The sequence below is a fragment of the Litchfieldia salsa genome (assembly GCF_900104555.1).
Lineage (GTDB): Bacteria > Bacillota > Bacilli > Bacillales > Bacillaceae_L > Litchfieldia > Litchfieldia salsa.
On sequence record NZ_FNJU01000010.1, the window covers coordinates 21,187 to 43,780 of the forward strand.

Below are 22,594 nucleotides of genomic sequence, written 5' to 3' on the forward strand. Positions count from 1 at the left end.
TTTCTGAAAATTTTAATCGTTTTGAATAAATATTCGATATAATTTCAAAAATACCTGCTAAATAAGATATATCTCTAAAACTTCTATAAGATACACCCTATTTAACAGTAGACTTTGGGAGACTTTACACCAGAGTTAAGAGACATTATATGTTGAACGACTCCCTTTTCAATATAGACAATTCGATCAGCAAGAGCTTTTGCATCAGCTTGATCGTGTGTTACAAAAATCGAGGTAATTCCTGTCTGCTTAAGAATGGCTCGTAAGTCATCTCTAATTTTCACCTGCAGACTTGCGTCAAGATTACTAAAAGGCTCATCAAATATTAGTAGAGAAGGAGCTGGTGCTAACGCTCTTGCAAGTGCAACACGTTGTTGCTGACCTCCACTTAATTCATAGGGATACCGCTTTTTATAATCAGCTAAGTTAACCAGTGTCAGCATTTCTTCGATTCTTTCCTGTTTTTTCCTCCTAGTCATGCTTCGGAGACCAAATTTAATATTTTTTTCTACAGTCATGTGAGGAAAAAGAGCGTAATCTTGAAACACCATTCCAATCCCTCTTTTTTCCGGAGCAACAAAAGTTCGATCGTCTACAAATTTAATTCCATTGATTGAAATAAGACCAGACTGTGGGATTTCCAATCCGGCAATTAAACGTAATAGCGTACTCTTACCACTACCACTTTCACCTAGAATAGCAATCGTCTCTCCTTTTTCAATGTTTAATGAAAAATCTTTTATTGTTAGTTCGCTTGTATTCTTGTATTGGTATTGTAGATTTTCAATTTGCACAAACACTTAACGTTGCTCCCCTCTATCTAGAATTCTATGAAAGAAAAATATACAAACAGCGCTTACTAAAATAATTAACAAAGATGCGCTTGCTGCCTCACTTATCATCTCATCATTTGCATATCGAAAGGCTCTAGTAGCTAATGTTTGAAAGTTAAATGGTTGGAGGAGCATAGTTAATGGTAGTTCTTTTAAAATATCAACAAAGACGAGAATGAAACCACCAAATATGGCTCCCTTTACCATCGGAATATCTACTTTAAAAAATGTTTTTATTGTTGAAGACCCAAGAGTTCTCGATGCCTCTGTAAATCTTATGCCTACCTTTTCAAAACCTGCTTCAATCGAATTATATCCAACTGCTAAAAATCGAATGATATAAGCTGAAATTAACATAACTAAGCTCGTTCTTAATACAAAGGTTGTATCTATAGAAAACATCGTGAAAAGTGAAGATAGATATCTATCTAAAGCTAAAAATATCGTGATGACACCAATTGCAATAACTGCCCCAGGCACTGAATACCCTAATACAGTAACCCTTGAGAGGAATTTAGGAAATAAGCCACGATGTATACGTGAGTAATTTGCGATAATTAGTCCAATAACAACAATAAACATTGAAGCTATTGCAGCAGTAAAAAAAGAATTTCCTACTAAAATATAAAACTCTTTTGATAAGATTCTTTCATAAGTCATCAACATCCAAGAAATTAATTGAATAAAAGGAATCATGAATCCAAAACTAAAGATAAAAAAGCAGTAACTAAACGCGATCCAAGCCTTTAAACCTTTTAATTGTGTCGGCTGGATTGGTCTTATTTTTGTTGAAGAGAAACTAAACTGTTTTCTTCCACGTACTATCTTTTCCAATAATAAAATCATAATAACGACAACCATTAAAGTACCAGCTAATTTAAATGCAGAATCCTTGTCTCCCATTGCAAACCAGGTTTGAAAAATAGATGTGATAAATGTCTGGATTCCATAATATTTAACAACACCATAATCATTTATTACTTCTAACATGACAATTGTTATACTACCGATAATAGCTGCTCTAGAGATAGGTAGAACAATTCTAAAGAAAATCCCAAAAGAACTACTTCCTAATAAACGAGCATTTTCAATAATAGAAGAGGATTGGTTTTCAAAAAAGCTTTTGGTTATAACGAAAACATATGGAAAGAGAAACATCGTAAAGATAAATATAGTGCCCTCCAAAGACATTATACTAAAGAACTTTTGGTCCATTTGAATTCCAAAAGAGTTTCGAAGGGTCGATTGGATAAACCCTGTATAATTTACAATCCCATGATAAGTGTATGCACCAATAAATGGGGGGATTGCTAAAGGCAAGATTAGCCCCCACTTAAAGAAACTACGAAAAGGAAACTTATAGACTGTCACAATCCAGGCTAAACTAGTACCAATAATTGTTGTAGTTAGTGCAGTAAACACTAATAAAATAACCGTGTTACTAATAATATCAATTAATAAGTACTCTCTTATGTGGTACCAATTCTCATTTGCCTCTCCAAAAAACTGAATGGCTATTAAGGTAGTTGGTAATAAAATAATGGTAATAAAAATAAAGCTTAGTAACGCCCATATATTAAATTGAGTTTTTATTTGTTGAATTAACCTCATACAACCACATCCTTAAATTAGAGCGATATCATAAGTTCTACTTTCTATCTTTAGTATACAGAAAACCTAACCGCAAGTGAATATCATTCTCAAACAAAAAGCTGCAACCGAAGAACCGTTCGGTGCAGCTTAATTTTTATCATATTATTTCCAACCAACTTCGTTAAAGATTTGAATGGCACGAGTATTGTTATCTCCAAGAATGGTTAAGTTAATATCTTGCTCTTTAAATTCTCCCCAAGATGTTAACGTTTCTGTTACAGCCGCTTCAGGATTAACAGGATATTCATTGTTTCCTTCAGCAAATAACTCTTGCGCCTCTACACTTGTTAAAAACTCGATAAATTTAACAGCATTATCTACATTTTTCGCATGTTTTACGACAGTAGCCCCACTAATGTTAATATGTGTACCATTTGTATCTTGGTTAGGGAAGAAAACTCCCACTTGTTCTGCTACTTTTACTTCTTCTGAATCAGTTGAATTTAACAATCTACCAACATAGTACGTATTAGAAATAGCTATATCACCTTCACCAGCTACAACAGCTTTTATTTGATCTGTATCTCCTCCTTCTGGAGTTCTCGCCATATTAGCAACAATTCCAGCAGCCCATTCCTTTGCAGCCTCTTCACCATTTAGCTCAATAAATGAAGCTAATAACGATTGGTTATAGATATTTTCAGAAGAACGAATCAATACACGACCTTTCCATGTATCTTCAGTTAAAGCTTCATATGTTGAAAGTTCAGATGGATCTACACGATCCTTTGCATAAACAATAACACGTGCTCTTTTCGTTAATCCGAACCAATGGTTTTCAGTATCTCGTAGTTTCTCTGGAATATTAGATGATAACACATCACTTTCAATAGCTTGTGTTAAGCCATCAGCTTTCAAGCGAGCTAAATTCCCTGCATCAGCAGTTATAAATAAATCAGCCTCTGTTGCTTCACCTTCATCTTTAAGACGTTGTACTAGCTCGTCTTTCCCTGAGATCACATTTACTTCAATACCTGTTTCTTCAGTGAACTTTTTGTAAAGCTCCTCATCTGTATCATAGTGCCTTGTTGTATAAAGATTTACTACTCCTGCTTCTTCTTTTTGATCAGCTACTTGTTCTTGTGTTTTTTCTGCTTGTTTCTCTGTTGTTTCTTCTGTTGAAGTCTCGCTGCACCCCACTAACGCTAGAACTAAGATAGAAAATAATACGGCATATAACGCTCCCTTTAATTTCTTCATGTTTTCCCCCTATGTACATTTTAATAAGAGAATGAATTTCATTCTCAACTAAATGAATTATATTGCAAGTGATAATCATTGTCAATCACAATATTTTTCACTTGTTCATATATTTAGAATTATTTATCTCTTTTTTTCGAAGTTACTGGACAGCATGGTTCCTTGAAAGTAGTAAGAGGTGCATACTACTCATCTATAATCAAGGCTATGTTAAACAATAGTGTTGATTTTTAAAGGAACAAAGACGGGAAGTACACTGTAAAAAAACAGCCCTAATTTTTCAGGGCTGTTCTGAATATTTAACTTCTTTACTTGTGCAACTAAAGCCATCCATTAGTTATACATAAAGACCTATACATTAGTTGGATATTAAATAAATGATGTGGTAATAAGTCATTATTTCTTGCGTTTTCGCTCTAAAAATATGGGTGCTATATTTAGTCAGATAGAAACAATTGTCAAAAACCAAAATGCCCTTGCCATACCAGGTATTACATCCGATAACATTGAATGAAATCCAGCCACTTGTGTGGCTTATGCGTGCGATAGATAGGAGTGTTGGAGGTGTCCGTAAAGGTTTTTTGGCAATCTTTACAGCGGTAACGCTGGCGCTCCATTAACTTTAAGCCAACCTTCACTTTATATTTGCCGAAGCGGACAGCGTTGGCTAATTTGCAATAGGTGCAGGTATATCCCTTTTTGTGTTTCTGGTCGGAAATTTCCTTGAAAACAGGTTCACTGGCAGAAAAAGAAGCAAGCGATTGGTTAAAGAATTCTTTTAACCGATATTGTTCCGTTTCATCTAAGTTTTGAATGTCTTTAATGATTTCTCTAAGCTTCATTTCCTGCCAACCTGCTTCCTTTTTCTTACATCATAGAACGGGTGTTCCGTAGTAGTCAAATATCAACAGAGTTATTTAACAGAGCCATAATCAAAAAAGGCTTTCTTCTCAAAGTTTGTTGTTTTAGACATAAAAACATTGAAATGATAGTTACAAGGAAGCTGAATACACGTAGACTCCTGCGGGACCAGGAGCCAAAGTGAGACCCCACAGGAGCATCAGCGACGAGGAGGCTCACTGGTCACCCGCCGGACGGAGTGTATTCAGCCTGCGGCTTTAAATGCAACAATCTATACTAAAACAGCCTAAAAAAAAAGACGACTTTTACCCATTAAATGGGATAATGTCGTCATCTTTTTTAGTATGGAATCAACGCTTATTTAATTTCTCCATAATCAACGAAACCAACGGATGACATTCTTCTAGTCCACAAACATCATAAATTGTTTTCTCAAACCCTAATTCGGTTATTTTAGCTTGTAATGCAACTGCCTCATCATCTTGTGGGAAATCATATTTAAGCGCAGCGGCAATCACTTTTGCTAGATTGACAGGTTGACCTTCAACAAACTCATAATACTGTGACGCAGGGCTTATCAATCGATCCTTTTGACCTAATTTACGAAGTGGACCTCTAGCAACTCTAGGGATTTCATCATTAATAAAAGGATTGGTAAAACGTCCTATGATTTTATTAACATATTTCATATGCTCATCATAATCAAAGCTATATTTACGCACTAATACTGTTCCAGTTTCCCTAAGTGTATCCTTGACAGCTTGTAATACTTCCTCATGCTCCATTGCATCTTTAATTGTTTCTAGACCAGCTTGGTAGCCTAAATAAGCAGCAGCAGCATGCCCAGTATTTACTGTGAATAACTTTCTTTCAATAAATGGTGCTAAATCTTCTACGAACGTTACACCATTAATCGTTGGAACTTCGCCTATTAGCTTTGAACGATCCACCACCCACTCATAGAAGGGTTCAACAGATACCATCAATTTATCTTCATTTGTTTGATTTGGTACAATACGATCCACCGCTGCATTTGGGAATGCAAACTGATCATCAAATTGCTTTTTTTCAGCTTCAGAAAGCTTTTCATAAACCTTTTCCTTTAAAAATGCACTTCCACCAATCATATTTTCACAAGCAATAATATTTAATGGCTGATCTGTTTGTTCGACTCTTCTTCTTAATCCTTTTGCAATTGAATCAGCAATAATAGGTAGAATGTTTGGTCCGACCGCAGTTGTGACTAGGTCAGCAGAGGCAATTGCATCTAAAACCTCTTCTGGTTGTTGGATACTATTGATCGCTCTTACATTTTTAACTGTTTCTTCCTGACTGTTTTCATCTGCCAAAACTACCCGATACTCTTTCTTCTCATTTAATAAGTTGACGACTTCCGCATTTACGTCAACAAAGCACACTTCATAGCCTGCTTTTGATAATAAGCTACCAATAAACCCTCTTCCAATATTTCCAGCCCCAAAATGAACAGCTAACATTTAATTCACCTCTTCAAACAGACTTAAAATCTCTTCAGCTGTTTTAGCTTGAACGATCTTTTCGATATTTTCTTCTTCTGAACAAACAATTGCAATTTGTGATAGAATATCCAAATGTTCTCCATCCTTACCCGCAATACCAATTAGTACTTTTGCAACGTTTCCCCCACCAAAGTCAACACCACCTGGTACTTGAATAACAGATAAACCTGATGAAAGAACTTCTTTTTTTGCATCCTCTGTTCCATGAGGAATCGCGACAAAATTACCCATGAATGTTGATGTTAATTCTTCACGCTCTAGCATTTTCTCAATGTACGCTGGCTCTACATAACCATTGTCTACCAATATTTGACCCGTACTTCTGATTGCTTCCTCTTTCGTGTTAAAACTTGCATTTAATACAATATTTTTTGTTGATAAAATTTCTTTTGACATTTTAGAACACTCCTTAATTTGTTGTTGAATTTTCATAAATGGACTTCAGTTCTTTTGTGATTATATTTAAAATAGATTGCTCATCACCTGACTGGAATTGTTCAGTACAGTTTTCATCTCTAATGATAAGAGAACTAATTCCACTTAAAATCTCTAATGTTTCCTCATTCGTATTCATCGGTGAAAGCATCAGAAGAATCGTACTAATCTCTACGTTTGATCCATCCATCCCCTTTAATTCAAGTGGATTTTTCATTCTAGTCACTGTGAAGCTTGGTGCTTGAACACTTTCGCTTCTAGTATGGTATAAAGCAAGTGAAGTACCGGGGATACCTAACCCACCAACTTCTTCCCTCTTTAGTAGGTCTGCCAACACTTTTTTTGCGTCATAAATTACATTTTGAGATAGTAAAGATTCGCAAGCTTTTTCTAAGATTCCCTGGATTTGAGAACGTTCTTGCTCGATTGAGAAAGTGAAACCACTTAAGATTTGATAGATAGCTGATGAATAGTTTTTCACTATGGACATCTTTTGAATGAATTCTCCACTCTCAATTTGCCCCTTATGGCTTTTAACTTTTGTGGTGGATTTGTCCACCTTATGCTGTTTATCTAACAAAAAGCGCTTAACTTTATCAACTTCCGTCCCCGATAACAATGGACTCACAACTAGATGTTCTTTTCTAAAATTTCTAAGTGGAATCGTAGAAATAATTGCGTCAAATTTATCTACATCAATACTATCTAGATCAAATAATGAAGCGTTAACAGTCTTGATTCCAGAGATTTCTTGTTCGAGTTTTGTTGAAAGCATTTTAGAAGAACCAATTCCACTTGAACATACAACCAAGGTTTTTAGTTCTTTTACCTCTTCTCTATTTAATAGGCTTGAGGCAAAGTGCATTACTAAGTAGCCAATTTCTTCTTTCGGCACAGAAAACTCAGGAAATATTTCTACTACGCCTTTTTCGATCACAGAAAACATTTCTTGATAATCTTGTTCAATTCTAGAAAGAAGTGGATTTGAAATCCCCATATTTTGCTTTAATCGATATAAAGCTGGTCTTAAATGTGCAACTAGTCCCTGGAAGAGAGAGAGGTTTCCTGTTAAGTCTATATCAATCTCACTGCTGACAAATCGGATTAACTTTTGTGCCACCAACCCTATTTGAAGACTTGTATCCTCCAATAGATCATCATGATCGTTCCGGTGTTTAGCACCCAGTAAATGCATCGTAATATAACCAATTTCACCATGTGAAATCTTAATTCTAAAGATTTCTTCCAAGCCAGCCACAATTTTTTCGGCTACTTTAAATTCCTTACTTTCTTTTAAGGTTTCTAAGTAATCAGAATCAAAATTGATATCCTCGCCTTGTTGAATCCGTTCAATTGCTAGTGCTAAATGAACGACAAGACCAATATAGGCACTATCAGCTATTGAATATGGGAGATCATTTTTTATGTGATCAATCTGCCTCTCAATAATAAGAAGCTTCTTTTTGTCAACCAATCCTAGTAGCCGATCTGTAATCGTATCGATTGCTTGTGTTGACTTTTTTTGAATGGTTTCTTTTATCATCGAGATTAATTCAAATTCGTCAATATTTTCAATAATATGTTTGCTCATTGCTTTTCTTTTCGCTGATTCAGAACCAGTTATTTCAACCCCGTAACCTCGTTTTCTTAAGAGGTGAAGATCGAACATAGCTAAACGTTCTTCAACTTTATTTAAGTCATTACTAATGGTAGCTATTGTGACATTTAAATCGTTAGCTAACGACATTAACTTTACCGGTTCAGTCGAATCTAGTAGTTCTGATAAGATGATCGTTTGTCTTTCTTCTGGTGTGTATTCATTATGAGACAGGTTAAATAAGAAAAGTTTTAAGGTTTCTTTAACCTCTTTATTTCCTACGATTTGAATACCAATTCCGGACTTTTTATTTAGTCCAAGATCGTATTCCTTTAGTATTTCTTCTACCCCTTTTAAATCACGGTGAACTGTCCGGGAACTAACCTGTAACTCGTCAGCTAAATCCTTTACTGTTGACTCTTCATCTCTTGCCAGTAAAAGCTCTAATATCTTTCGTTCCCTAGCAGAAATATACATAATATCCACTCCACTTTTAATGGCTCCATCATCTAGTCATATTATGAGCAAAGTTGATGACAAATATGAAAATGTCTTTCTACACTATTTATGATAAACCCTTACAAAGTCTATCTCAATAAAAGAAAGTTACAATTTCGTCATGATGGTTGTTGCCATTATTTAATTACTTCGTGTTTCATACTTTCCTTAAAAGACAATCATGGGAAGCCATTTTCCGTAAAACTATCTTGCTCACTAAGTACTGAAATGAGCCGAGAACTACTCAACTCCTGCGGGATATGCGGTATACGGGAGACCCCGCAGGAGCTAAAAGCGACGAGGAGGCTTCCGGACCGCCCCGCGGCATCCCGGGAGTAGTTCGTAGAGAATGGAAGTTTAAAAACTACGCATTTTCAAGCAGATACTCAAAATGGGCTGACCCATCTAGAGTCAGCCCACCATGAAGTATTATTGTAAGCTATCGATTAGCTCATCATATTTTGGACTGTTTAAGAAATTATCAACAGAAATATGATGTGCAGTTGGAAGCTTTTCTTTTGCACGTGATGTTAAATCTTTGTGTGTAATTACAATGTCAGCATCACTAGGAATATTGTTAATCGATGTGTTTGTAATATCGATTTCTAAGCCTGCCTTTTTCGCTTTATTCTTAAGAATTGAAGCACCCATTGCACTGGAACCCATACCAGCGTCACAAGCAAAGATAATTTTGTTTACATATTTAGGATCAAATCCTGCTGCTCTTGCTTCAAATGAACCAGCAACAGAGCTTTTCTTCCCTTTCATTGCTTCCATTTTTGCTGCTGCACCAGCGATATCTGTTTCTTCTTCTTGTTTACCTGTTTTTAAAATAAGCGCTGCAACTGCAAATGATACTGCTGCTGCCACAAGAACACCTAATAATACTCCGATATGACCTCCACCTTTAGGTGTCATTGCCATAAGAGCAAAGATACTTCCTGGTGATGGTGGTGCAACTAGACCAACATTAAAGATTGTGAATGTGAATACTCCACTTACTCCACCTGCGATTGCTGCTAAAATTAATAGTGGTTTCATTAAGATATACGGGAAGTAGATTTCATGAATTCCACCAAAGAAGTGAATTACAGCTGCCCCTGGTGAAGTTTGTCTTGCTGTCCCTTTTCCAAAAACCATGAATGCTAACAAGATTCCTAAACCTGGTCCAGGATTTGATTCTAATAAGAATAGAATTGACTTCCCAGCGTCTGCTGCTTCTTTTGCACCAAGTGGGCTTAAAATCCCATGGTTAATTGCGTTATTCAAGAATAGTACTTTGGCTGGTTCGATGAAAATATTTGCTAAAGGAAGTAAACCAGCATTTACGATCGCTTCTACCCCAGCTGCTAAAACATTGTTCAACCCTTCAACTACAGGTCCAATCGTCCAAAAAGCTATAAGCGTTAAGATACCCGCTAAAATACCTGCTGAGAAGTTATTTACTAACATCTCAAATCCTTGACGTACTCTAGGTTGAATTACTGCATCAACCTTCTTGATCAAGTAACCAGATAATGGTCCCATAATCATCGCTCCGAGGAACATAGGAATATCTGTTCCAACGATAACCCCCATTGTAGCAGTCGCACCAACGACTCCTCCACGGCCACCATAGATCATATTACCACCGGTATAACCGATTAATAATGGAAGAAGATACGTAATCATTGGGCCAACAAGTTTTGCTAACTCCTCATTTGGCCACCAACCTGTTGGAATGAATAACGCTGTAATAAGTCCCCATGCAATGAAGGCTCCGATATTTGGCATGATCATACCACTTAAATAACTACCAAATCTTTGAATCTTTACACGGAAGTCCGGCTTAGATCCCTCTGTTGTGTTTGACATATATATTCCCCTTTCAGTATGAAAAAATAATTTGTATGAATGTCTCTTTCTTACAACTTAATCATAAGCTCCAGTAAAAGCGTTTTCAATTTAAAGAAAAGGGTATTTTGTCATTCACTATGTTGTCATAATTGAATTGAAGATTATACATACTTACAATGGTGTTCTATAACCAAACACAAATAGCTTGTAGACATGAGTAGTCTACAAGCTATTTATGAATTAGAATACTATATTCTTTTCTTTTTTCTATTAATTATTTGCAAACTCACTCCACCTATAGCCAATAAAATCGTTCCTAATATTAGATAGTTATATAGATTGGTTGCTGTATTTGGCAATTCTCTATCCTTATTTTGTTTCGAACCTGGAGTTTTCTTACCTTCACCTGGTTTGTCTTTGTCGTTTCCTGGAGCGCCATTACCTTTTCCTGGATTACCGTTGCTATCTCCTGGTGTACCGTTATCGTTTCCTGGATTTCCATTTCCATCTCCTGGAGCACCATTATCGTTTCCTGGATTTCCATTTCCATCTCCTGGAGCGCCATTATCGTTTCCTGGATTTCCATTGCCATCTCCTGGAGTGCCACTACCGTCTCCTGGATTTCCATTGTCATCTCCTGGAACTTCACCTTGAACAAATACACCATATGTTGAGAAGTGCGGAACATTTAATGTGATTGTTTGATCTTGTTCATTAACCACTCCACCACGGTGCTCCCATTTGTTAGTTTTTTCATTAAGGTAATAGATTGCTACCTTATCTTTGCTAAATTCATTTCCAGCAAACCCCATGATTAGCTGGTAATTGCCTGTATAATTCTCACTACCAGCAGGGAATGTGAATGTAAATGAATATAAATCACCTGCAACCTTAAGCCCCTGATTTGATGCATGACCTGGTTCTGCTTTTTCAACAGATAACTTTGTTCCAACAGGTAAGTCTGAAGGTAACTTGATTTTTGTTCCTGTATTTTTAATTATTACAGTTGAAAGTGGAGAAACTTCTACTTTCTCTCCTAGTGTAACTTCAATGTCTTTAATTGGAGTCTCGCTGTCAGTAGCCTTTTTAACCACAACTTCACTAAATGCCATATACCCACCATCAACTGTACTAACACTAATTGTTGCACGGCCTTCTTTAATTGCTGTTAATTTCCCTGTCCTATCTACTTTTACTACTTCTTCATTACTAGTAGACCAGATAGTTTCTTTATTAACTGCATCTTCAGGTGTTACTGTCGCATTTAGTTGACCTTCTTTTCCTTCAATTAACTCCATTGTTTCTTTGTCTAGAGTGACACTTGTTACCTTTTGTTCTGTTACTGGCACTTTGACAGCTGGTACGTTTGTAAGCAATGCCTCATGCTCAGACTTTGTAACCGGTATAACGGTTCCATGACGAGGGTGTGCTGGTAAATCGTAGTTTTCAGACATTACCCACTCACCTGAATCTAAATCAGTTGTTTCAAATGGTACATAACCTCTACCACCAAATTCATCAATAAACATATACCATTTTTCTTCCGTATTCGATTTAAAAATCGTTGGTCCTTCTCCTGCACTTATAGAACCTTTTCCAATTCCTTCTTTAATTAATTGGAAGTTAGGATCTAGAACTGAATCCCCGACTTCTTGGAAAATAAATTTGCCATTTGGTGAAGAAGTTGTATTATTTCTTTCATCCTTTGATAATCGATATACTTTTCCATCATTTTGAATCATGGTTGTATCAATGACTGAGTATCCAGCATCTATATATACTTTAGGTTCTGTAAATGTATAAAAATCTCGTGTTTTACTATACATCATTTTGTTATAGGTTGAGCCTGTATGTTCCTCGTTGTCATATAGCTTAGAAGCCCAGAAAACAATATATTCGCCTGTTGTGTCATCATAGAAAATTTCAGGTGCCCATGTATTTCCTGCTTCCGGCGGTGCAACTTCTGCCATTCTTTGCTCAGACCAATTAACTAAGTCATTTGATTCCCAGACCATAATGGATCTGCTACCACTTCTTTGCGCCCGGTCCCAATTCCAACTTCCGTTAATTTTTAAATCTGTTGCGATCATGTAGAACTTATCCCCTTCAGGAGAACGAATAATAAATGGATCTCTTAACCCTTTCTCCCCTAAAGTAGAAGTAATTGCTGGGTTACCATTGTTTAATTCTTGCCATTTTAATGGATCGTTTCCTTCACTTAATGAGAAGTAGATTTGTTCTCCATTTGAAGTTCCTTCACCAGTAAAATAGCTAAATACATAGCCTTCATACTTTTCTTGCTTCGGCATTTCTTTAACATTTGCTTGGAATGGTTTGGTAACCGTTTCATCACCTAAAGACACTATGGCCGTTAAAGTAATCTTTTGATTACCCTCACCATGGGCAGGACGGTTAACTTCTCCTGTTATAGAAATGATGGAAGAGTCACTCGATTTCCATGTAATCTTAGAGCCATTTAGTCCTTTATCTGGTAATGTTAGATGTCCACGAACATCATTTATGTTATATACCTTTAAATCTTGTGCATCTAATTTTACTGCTTCTAAATGATGTGGCTTTTTTAGAACGATAACCTTAAACTCCTTTGTTGCATTGTTTCTACCGTCAGAAACAGTAGCGGTGAGTGTTACTTCCTTGTCACCATCTTCATATGAAGGTCTAATTACTTTCCCTTCGTTTGTAATGATATCTTGATTATCTGATTCCCAAGAAATTGTTGTACCAGAAGCTCCTGTCTTAGGCAATGATAAATCTGTCAGTATATTGTCTTTGTTCTCATTCTGCTTAATAATTGTTTCGTAGTTTAATTGTTTCATTGCATTTTGAAGAAGTAAATCCTCCATATTTGCGATTTTCTCGTCAGCTTTTTCTTTCAATTTAGTTATTTCCGAGCTTGTTAATGCTCCATCATAAACCTCAAAATCAGCAATCATTCCACCGAAATATGGGTCTTCAGTATAGAAAGATTTACCGATAAATCCACTTCTGCCATTAACATTGTTTATTTGTTCTAATGTATATCCATTTGTAGATACACTAGAAACCTCAACACCATCAATAAACAATCTTAAAGTTTGATCCTTTGCAGATACAACTGATGTAACTAATTTCCATTCATTAGCCTTTAATGCACCAGTTGTTGCATTTGCTCCCGCTTCATCTCTCCAACTTGTTACTCCCAAGCCTAGTCGAGCAGAGCGATCACCTGAATTACGTTTTGGAGTGGCATATAAATATTTATTATTGTCCTGACCTAGACCAAAAATCCATTCAGCTTCATTTTTGCCATTCCAATTAACTAAGGATGAAACGGTCACACTTTCTAAACCATTTAAAACACCTTGAGGCATTTCAATATAAGAGCTTGAAGAACCCCCCTTAAAGTTTATAACACCCACCTCTTCTCCATTAATAACCTGAGCATTTTGGGGGTTTACAAGCTTTCCTTCAAAATTGCCAGTATTATCGACTACTTTCGTACCGTCTATGTTATTCATTTCATAGTCCAGTATTAATTTAATACCTTCTGGCTGATCAACTGGAGGGACTGTTGTATCCTCATCAGCTAAGCTTGCAACCTCTTCTGCATCCAGTGCACGGTTATAAATTCTAAAATCATCAAATTTCCCTTTAAAAAGGCTATGGTTCTCATTACTAGACTTACCTAAATAGTTCATCGATGTTTCTAACAGCATTCTTGGCTCAACATTATAAGTTGAACTTCTTGACACTTCTTTTCCATCTACATAAAGAACAGCATCAAAACCTTCGATTGTCATTGCAACGTGGTGCCATTTAGCAGTAGAAATGACTGGAGCCCTCAGTGCATATTTGTAAGAACTTGCTAATAATGTACTTTGATTTCCGAACTTTTCAGTGAAAGGTGTAACGATTGCAAATTCTAGGTTTCCTGAATCACCTTGTGTACTCAAGTACATCGTATTTCGGTTAGTAATTCTTCCTGTGTTAGAAGAAAAGTCAAATATTCTTTGATTAGCCTGGTTTTGCTGAACATTTACCCATGTAGACATTGTCATGCTTTCTAGGTTAAGATCTTTAATCAGATTTTCAGGCAGCTCTACATATCCAGTTCCATCTAATTCTACAGCTCCTGTAGATTTGCCAACTGTATCTTCAGTATTAATTTGAGATCCACCAATTAATTTTGCATCAAATCCATTATCTGAAAGATCCTTTACCGTTGTCCCATCAATATTCTCTGGGTCAAATGAGTAATGAACGACCGGTTCCTCAGAAGTTTCTGATGCAGTCATGCCATACTTTGTTTGAAGGGCATCATACTCTGCACGAGTAATTGGAATAACAGTACCATGACGTGGTCCAGGTGGTAATGCATATTCAGTTGATGGCAATAAGTTATTTACAAATTGTGTTCCATCTTCTAAATCACTTGACCATCTCACATGATACGGCCATGAATCTAAGAACATATACCACTTTTCCTCATGGATATCTTTAAAGATTGTCTGTCCTTCATTATTTCCTTGATGACCAATCAAACCTCTGTTTCCATCTTTTGTTCCAGAGATGACATCAAATTGGAAACCATTCTCCTTAATACCATCTTTATCAAATAAAATATCTGTTGCTTTTTCGTAATACACTCGATAATTCACTTCAGACTTTGTAAATCTATAAAATGTACCGTTATCCTCAACAAAGCTTGTATCAATTGTAGGGAAGCCCTCATCAATAAACACTTTAGGTTCTGAAAATGTAATGAAATCTCTAGTTGTAGCATAATACATAACATTGTACTGTCCTGCAGGTCTTCCATTAGGATAATTACCGTATGTTTCAGAATTCTTCATTGAAGAAGCCCAAAAAACAACGTATTGACCTGTATTTTTATCATAAATTGCTTCTGGTGCCCAAGTATTTCCACCAGTCTTAGGAGCTACTTCCACCATTCGTTGTTCACTCCAGTTAACAAGATCTTCAGACTCCCATATCATCATGTAATGACTTCCAGTAATTTGAGCTTGGTCAAAATTCGTGCTAGCACCCATTTTTAAATCTGTAGCCAGCATATAAAATTTATCACCTTCAGGAGCACGAATGATAAATGGATCTCTTAGTCCTTTTTCACCCATTTTTGATTGAATAACTGATTGACCATTATTCAAAGCACGCCAGTTTAATGGATCTTCAGCTGTAGCGAAAGATATTTCCTCTCCACCTTCGTATTCACCCGTGAAATAAGAAAAGAAATAGGCCTCATAATCTAATTTACCTGGGTCTTTTTTGACAGTTAAGTTAAATTCTTTTGTTGTTTTAGCACTTCCATTAGATAAAGTTGCTGTTAATTTTACATTTGTATCAACTTTTGGTCTCGTCACCCATCCAAGCTTGTTAACATCTTCTGTTGCTTGGCTAGATCCTTTAATAATGTCAGTGTTTGATGATTCCCAAGTGATTGAGCTACCATGCTCACCTATTACAGGTAAAGTTATATTACCTTTCACATTATTAATATTACTTAAGCTTAATTTTGATTTATCAAACTCTACCTTATTCTGATCTGAAAACTCCATTAAAACAGTTACATTAAATTTTTTCTCCACTGTATATCCCTTATACGATAAGGTTGCTGTTAACTCCACTTCAGCATCAGATTCTGATAAGTTAGGACGTGTTACTTTTCCGTCATTTGAGATAACAACCGGATTGCTTGATGTCCATGAAATATCTACTCCATGCTTACCTTTCATTGGTAGTGCAATATTTTTGGTTACATGATCCAAATCCTTATCAGCTTTATCTAAATACTGAATAAGGTCTAATGAATCTACAGAATCATTTATAACAAGTTGATTGATTTTAGTAATTTTACCAGAGGTTTCAGTAAATAAATCGCCAACCTGTGAATCTGACATTGCTCCATTATACACACGGTAATCACTTACTAGCCCTTTAAAGAAAGGATCATTTTTAAAAATAGATTTACCGATAAAACCAGAAAAACTTGCTGATGGGTCAATAATTTGCTCTAATTTCTTTCCACCAGCAGAACCTGATGCCACCTTTTTTCCATTCACATAGAGCGTAATCGTATCTGATGTTTCTGAAAATACAACGGTTGCGACTTCCCATTCATTGGCTCTCATTGCAGCTGTACTTTTTACAAGTGATTCATTCCTCCAACCTTCTTGCGAAATCCCTGATGCTGCAACATCTCCTGATCCATGGCGGGGTGTAATAAAGAAGTATTTATTTCCATACTCTGCATCATCAGTCACCGTTCCAAGTCCAAAGATCCAGCGATTTTGCCCATCATTAGTCCAATTAACAAGAGCTGATATAGTAACATCTTTAACTCCACTTAATAAATCGTCACCACTATTGCTCTTAGGAATTTCTATATAGCCACTTTTTGATGTTGAACTTCCTCCGTTAAAAGAAACATACCCAACTTCATCATTATGAATTAATTGGCCATTTTCTGGATTTTTAAATTCCCCATCAAAAGTCACATTACTCCCAGATACGTCCTTCATCATGATTTTGTCTCCATTTTCCACATTTGATTTCATGTCATAATGAAGAATCAATTCAGGAGTTGAAGACTGTTGTTCTTCCGCCAATAGAGATTGTGGAAAGAATCCTGAAAGAGTGTTAAAGAATAATAGAGTTAATAAGAAAACCGACATTTTTTTCTTCCTTTTCACTTTCAACTCTCCTCCTACCTTTTCATTCACTGAAATTCTATCTTCTAATTTTTGTAACCGCTTAAATAACATTGAACCCCCTTTACTAAATTTAACAGATTTAACATATTTTTCTTCAACTTAAATTATAAAGCGCTACCATTCTTTATTAAATGGATATTGTTTCGAATATATTGCACATTGTTTTGATAGAGTGATTGAGTAAAATAGTAACTCTGAAACATAGCAATTAAAGAATCCAAAAAAAAGATGTCACAATGAGACTGACGAAAAAACACAACAACTTAGCACTAGGGTGTTGTTCTTAGTTAGTCAGATCACTCGATTGAGACACCTTATTTTCTAGTAGGATCATTTTTAATGTGATACCGTCTCTTGATTTGTTTTACTCCTAGTTACAATTACTCTTTGTAACACGATAAACAATAGTAATAAAGCTCCTATAGCGATTTTTGTCCACCATGAACTTAATGTCCCTTCAAAGACAATAACCGTTTGGATTACTCCTAAAATTAGTACACCAACTACACTACCAGCAACATACCCAGATCCTCCAGTAAGTAGAGTACCTCCAATTACAACTGCTGCGATCGTATCAAGCTCTAAACCATTCGCATGTAAACCATAGCCTGATAGCATATAAAAAGTGAAAATTAACCCAGCAAGAGATGCACAAAAACCACTAATTGTATAAATCATGATTTTGGTTCTTCCAACTGGTAATCCCATGAGAATAGCTGATTGTTCATTTCCACCAATTGCATACACATTACGGCCAAATTTGCTATAATGAGCAATGAATATAGCTGCTAACACTACGACTAATGCAACAATAACACTTATTGAAATGAAACTTCCTCCCCCAATTGGAATTCGTGTACTAGCCATAAAGTTAAAGAAATCACTGTTAATTGAGATGGTCTCAACACTGATTACATAACTTAAGCCTCTAGCAAGAAACATTCCAGCAAGCGTCACAATAAATGGCTGTAAGTTAAAGAAATGTATAAGACAACCCATACCAAATCCAAGTACTGTTCCCACAAGTAAACTGATTGGAATGACAAGCCATGGTGAAAGTTCAGCGTTCATTGTTAAACTAGCAGCTACCATACTTGTTAATGCAATAACAGAGCCAACAGAGAGATCGATTCCTCCTGATAAAATAACAAACGTCATCCCCACCGCAACTACAATTAAAAATGCATTATCAACAAACAGGTTTAAAAATACTTGAGGGGAGAAAAATCCTGTATACCTTAATGACCCAAAAACAAACATTGTTATAAATAATGCGATTGTTGCAATAAGAGGGAGTCGTTTAGAGTCTATCTGTAAGATTTTCATGATATCGTCACACCCTCACTTTTCTTTTCAGACTTTTTCACTGATAATCCACCAAATAATCTCTTCCTGAATTCTGGAGACTGTAAGAGACAAACAATTAATACAACGATTGCTTTAACGACAAGGTTAATTTCTGGTGCAATACCAATTGAATAGATTGTAGTTGTTAAACTTTGAATAATTAACGCCCCTATTACTGTTCCCATCAAGTAAAACCTTCCACCATTCAATGATGTTCCCCCGATAACAACTGCTAAGATTGCATCGAGTTCATACCATAAACCAGCATTATTACCATCTGCACTCGCCACATTGGAACTTAAAATTAAACCAGCAATTCCAGCACATAGCCCGGAAAACATATAAACCATTAAAATAATATTTTTTGAGTTTAAACCAGATAATCGACTTGCCTCTGGATTTGTTCCGACAGATTCTATAAATAAACCAAGGGCTGTTTTTCTAGTTAAAAATCCTGCGATAGCCAATACTGCTGCTACGATAAAAATCGAAAATGGTAGCATTAATAGATATCCACCACCGATAAATTTAAAAGGATCATAGTATACGGTCATGATCTGCCCGTCAGTAATTAACTGTGCAATCCCACGTCCTGCAACCATAAGGATTAATGTTGCAACAATCGGTTGGACACCAATCCTTGAAACAAGAACACCGTTCCAAACACCCGTTAAGACTGAAACGCCTAATACAAGAGCAATTGCCAGAAATAGTGGTGTTAAACCGTCTCCACTAGCACCGCTTACAGCCATAGCTCCAACTGCTCCAGCCATTGCAATGACAGAACCTACACCAAGATCGACTCCTTTTGTTGCAATAACAAGTGTCATCCCTATTGAAACTAATAACAATGGAGCTCCTCTATTAAGAATATCTACAAGGCTTCCAGTAAAACGCCCATTCCTAACCTCTATGTTGAAGAAGCTGCTATCAAAGATTAGGTTGATGAGTAATATGATTAATAAAACGATTAACGGCCAAAACAATTTTGATTTCATCATCCTACATTTCCCCCAGCCATAACTTTCATGATGTCTTGTTGTGAAATTTGGTAATCGTTATCAAATTCTGAGACCTTTTTGTGGTCTCTTAATACAGCAATTTTTCGACATGTCCGCAGTACTTCTTCTAATTCGGAAGATACGAATAAGATTGACATTCCTTCTTCACTCAATTTGATCATTAATTTCTGTATTTCAGTTTTTGCACCTATATCAATTCCTCTTGTTGGTTCATCTAAAATGAGGAAATCAGGATTTGTGATTAACCACCTTGCTAACATTACTTTTTGTTGGTTACCACCACTTAGATTTTTTATTAACTGTTCTGGGTTTGGAGGATTAATATTTAGTAGTTTAATATACTCATCTGCTAATTCGACTTGTCTTTTCTTGGGGATATACTTAAACCACCCTTGTACCCCTTGCATAGCTAGAATCATATTTTCGCGAATAGTAAGGTCAGCAATAATCCCTTCTGTTTTTCTATTCTCAGAGCAGAATGCAATCTTATTAGCTATCGCTTGTCGTGGTGAATGGAGTTGTTTCTTACTCCCATTTATCATCATTTCACCTGTATCAGCCTTATCTGCACCGAATAACAATCTCGCTAACTCTGTTCTTCCTGAGCCGAGTAGCCCTGCTAGACCAACAATTTCACCCTTATTTATTTGAATATCAAAGGGTTCAATTTTCCCTTTTTTAGATACATTTTTCCCTTGTAAAAAAACTTCCTTTTCCTCTTTTACTTTGACTCCTTCTTTATTAGCGTTACTTTTTAGCTCATTTAATTCCTTCCCCATCATCTTAGAAACTAGATCAAGTCGTTCAATGTTCTTCGTCATGTATTCACCAATCCACTTTCCATTACGTAGAACAGTTAAACGATCCGTTATTTCATAGATTTGATCAAGAAAGTGACTAACAAATACAATCGCCAATCCCTCTTGCTTTAAATTACGCATGACATTAAATAATTGCTGAACTTCATTTTGATCAAGACTTGACGTAGGTTCATCTAGTATTAATACTTTCGCCGAGACATTTAATGCACGTGCAATAGCAATCATTTGTTGTACTGCAACAGAATAAGAGGACAATTGTTTTGTCACATCAATGTCCAAATTCAATCTCGTTTTAAGTAGTTCCTTTGCTTGTCTATTCATTTCCTTCCAATCGATACGTCCACGTTTCATGATTTCTCGACCAATAAATATATTTTCAACCACTGATAAATTCGTACAAAGATTGACTTCTTGGTACACTGTACTAATACCTAAGTCTTGAGCATCCTGGGGGCTTGTCACTCGAATTGTTTTACCTTCAAATGTCACATTTCCCTCGTCAATAGAGTAAACTCCTGTTAACACTTTAATTAATGTCGACTTTCCTGCTCCATTCTCACCCATTAACGCATGAACCTCACCTGGGTATAATTTCAAATGAACGTCTGATAATGCCTTTACTCCCGGGAACTCCTTTGTTATTCCATCCATGGCTAATATTGGAGTATTACTATGCACATCGATTCCTCCTAGCGAGCTTTTTTCACCCTATACTTAGAGAAAAATCACTAGTATATAGCTTGATTACTAGTGATTTTTATTAATATTTCTATAATTAATACTCACGAGTTGGAAGAAGCTCTTCAGCTTGATCCATTGTATACATGCTTTCCTCTACAGCTACACGCTTAGGAATTTCTTCTCCAGCTAGATATGCTTCAATTAGATCGACCATTTGTGGACCGAACATTGGATTACATTCAACTGTTACATTCATCTTCCCTGCTGCCATTGCTTCAAATGCACCTTTTACAGCGTCTACCCCAATAATAGTAATGTCTTCAGCTGGTTTTAAACCATACTCTTCAATTGCTTGGATGGCACCGATTGCCATGTCATCGTTATGTGCATAGAGTACATCAATGTTTTCTCCATCTGACTTTAGGAATGCTTCCATGACTTCTTTTCCTTTTGCACGAGTAAAGTCACCTGTTTGCGATTTAACAATCTTCATGTTTGGATGATCTGCAATGATTTCTTCGAATCCTTCTTTACGGTCTATCGCTGGAGCTGATCCTACTGTACCTTGTAGCTCAACAATATTAATGTCGCCTTCAACATCCGCCGTTTCCTCTACTAACCACTTTGCTGCTTTTCTACCTTCTTCAACGAAGTCTGATCCTAGGAATGTTACCCAAAGTGAATCATCTTCAATATCAACTGCTCTGTCTGATAGGAATACTGGAATCCCTGCATCTTTCGCTTCTTTCAAAACGGTTTCAAAACCAGTTTCAACAACTGGAGAGAATACGATTGCATCTACCTTTTGTGCAATAAATGAACGAATCGCTTTAATTTGATTTTCTTGTTTTTGTTGTGCGTCAGAAAATTTTAATTCATGTCCTGCTGCCTTAATTGCTTCTTGCATAGACTTTGTATTTGCTGTTCTCCATTCACTTTCTGCACCAACTTGAGAGAAACCGATGACTAACTTATCACCTGATTTAGAATCTCCTGAAGAGTCCTTAGGCTCGCTTGTTTCCCCTCCAGTGCCTGACGAACTACATGCAGCTAATAAGAGCATAAGTGACATTACCAGAAATAAGATTGTTTTTCCTTTAAATAGTTTTCGCATAAAATGAACCTCCCTATTTTCCAATTCTATTTTTACTATAAATTGGTATATCTTTATTTTAAAGCGTTTTCAGTTTTGAGTGAATGGAATAACTTTCGAAAAAAATGTAATATATTTTGCAATTATATAACAATTTCCAAAAACTAGACTTTTTTCTAAAAAAAAGTGGAAATCTTTTTCGCTTCTAAACTCTTTACATTAATTAAAAATCTAGCTCCCAATTTTAAAATTGGGAGCTAGATCCTCTTAAAGGTTGTTATTTCAAGTTAAACTTCCTCATCCTTCCGACCGTTAAAGAAACTCCACCTATTACTAATAACATCAGACCGACCATTAAATAGTTAAATAGATTTGTAGCTGTTTCTGGTAGTTCATTCCCTTTGCCGGGGGATTTATTGTCTCCTCCCGGTGTTCCATTGTCTCCTCC

Annotated in this window: 13 protein-coding genes and 1 pseudogene; all 14 read right to left on the reverse strand. The window is 36.1% G+C overall.

What is annotated here, in order from left to right; all coding sequences use genetic code 11:
* Positions 1-101 precede the first annotated feature (101 nt).
* On the reverse strand, positions 102-800 hold the full coding sequence (locus tag BLQ56_RS16885; RefSeq protein WP_090857019.1) for an ABC transporter ATP-binding protein: 699 nt from the start codon (positions 798-800) through the stop codon (positions 102-104).
* A complete protein-coding gene (locus BLQ56_RS16890) occupies positions 801-2,444 on the reverse strand; it encodes an ABC transporter permease (RefSeq protein WP_090857022.1) in 1,644 nt (547 codons plus the stop codon).
* A 144-nt stretch (positions 2,445-2,588) separates the two neighbouring features.
* Entirely contained in the window at positions 2,589-3,686 is a 1,098-nt protein-coding gene (locus tag BLQ56_RS16895) for a Fe(3+) ABC transporter substrate-binding protein (RefSeq protein WP_090857025.1), read from the reverse strand.
* 503 nt (positions 3,687-4,189) lie between these two features.
* Positions 4,190-4,528 (reverse strand): annotated as a pseudogene (locus tag BLQ56_RS23230) (transposase); the annotation flags it as partial.
* A gap of 369 nt (positions 4,529-4,897) precedes the next feature.
* Positions 4,898-6,043, reverse strand: a complete 1,146-nt coding sequence (locus tag BLQ56_RS16900) for a mannitol-1-phosphate 5-dehydrogenase (RefSeq protein WP_090857028.1) — start codon at positions 6,041-6,043, stop codon at positions 4,898-4,900.
* Positions 6,044-6,481, reverse strand: a complete 438-nt coding sequence (locus tag BLQ56_RS16905) for a PTS mannitol transporter subunit IIA (RefSeq protein ID WP_090857030.1) — start codon at positions 6,479-6,481, stop codon at positions 6,044-6,046.
* 13 nt (positions 6,482-6,494) lie between these two features.
* Entirely contained in the window at positions 6,495-8,594 is a 2,100-nt protein-coding gene (locus tag BLQ56_RS16910; protein WP_090857033.1) for a BglG family transcription antiterminator, read from the reverse strand.
* Positions 8,595-9,044: 450 nt separating this feature from the next.
* Positions 9,045-10,469: a PTS mannitol transporter subunit IIBC gene (locus tag BLQ56_RS16915; RefSeq protein ID WP_090857037.1), complete on the reverse strand. Its 1,425-nt coding sequence runs from the start codon at positions 10,467-10,469 to the stop codon at positions 9,045-9,047.
* Between the two features lie 230 nt (positions 10,470-10,699).
* Positions 10,700-17,233: an immunoglobulin-like domain-containing protein gene (locus tag BLQ56_RS16920; RefSeq protein ID WP_090857040.1), complete on the reverse strand. Its 6,534-nt coding sequence runs from the start codon at positions 17,231-17,233 to the stop codon at positions 10,700-10,702.
* 285 nt (positions 17,234-17,518) lie between these two features.
* Entirely contained in the window at positions 17,519-18,508 is a 990-nt protein-coding gene (gene yjfF, locus BLQ56_RS16925; RefSeq protein WP_090857043.1) for a galactofuranose ABC transporter, permease protein YjfF, read from the reverse strand.
* Positions 18,505-19,530: an ABC transporter permease gene (locus BLQ56_RS16930; protein WP_090857046.1), complete on the reverse strand. Its 1,026-nt coding sequence runs from the start codon at positions 19,528-19,530 to the stop codon at positions 18,505-18,507. Before BLQ56_RS16930 ends, yjfF begins: the two co-directional genes overlap by 4 nt.
* Positions 19,527-21,050: a sugar ABC transporter ATP-binding protein gene (locus BLQ56_RS16935; protein ID WP_090857048.1), complete on the reverse strand. Its 1,524-nt coding sequence runs from the start codon at positions 21,048-21,050 to the stop codon at positions 19,527-19,529. Before BLQ56_RS16935 ends, BLQ56_RS16930 begins: the two co-directional genes overlap by 4 nt.
* Positions 21,051-21,147: 97 nt before the next feature.
* Positions 21,148-22,167: an ABC transporter substrate-binding protein gene (locus BLQ56_RS16940; protein ID WP_204381089.1), complete on the reverse strand. Its 1,020-nt coding sequence runs from the start codon at positions 22,165-22,167 to the stop codon at positions 21,148-21,150.
* A gap of 256 nt (positions 22,168-22,423) precedes the next feature.
* Positions 22,424-22,594: LPXTG cell wall anchor domain-containing protein (locus BLQ56_RS24130; protein WP_139163120.1), on the reverse strand; the 171-nt coding region annotated here is incomplete at its 5' end.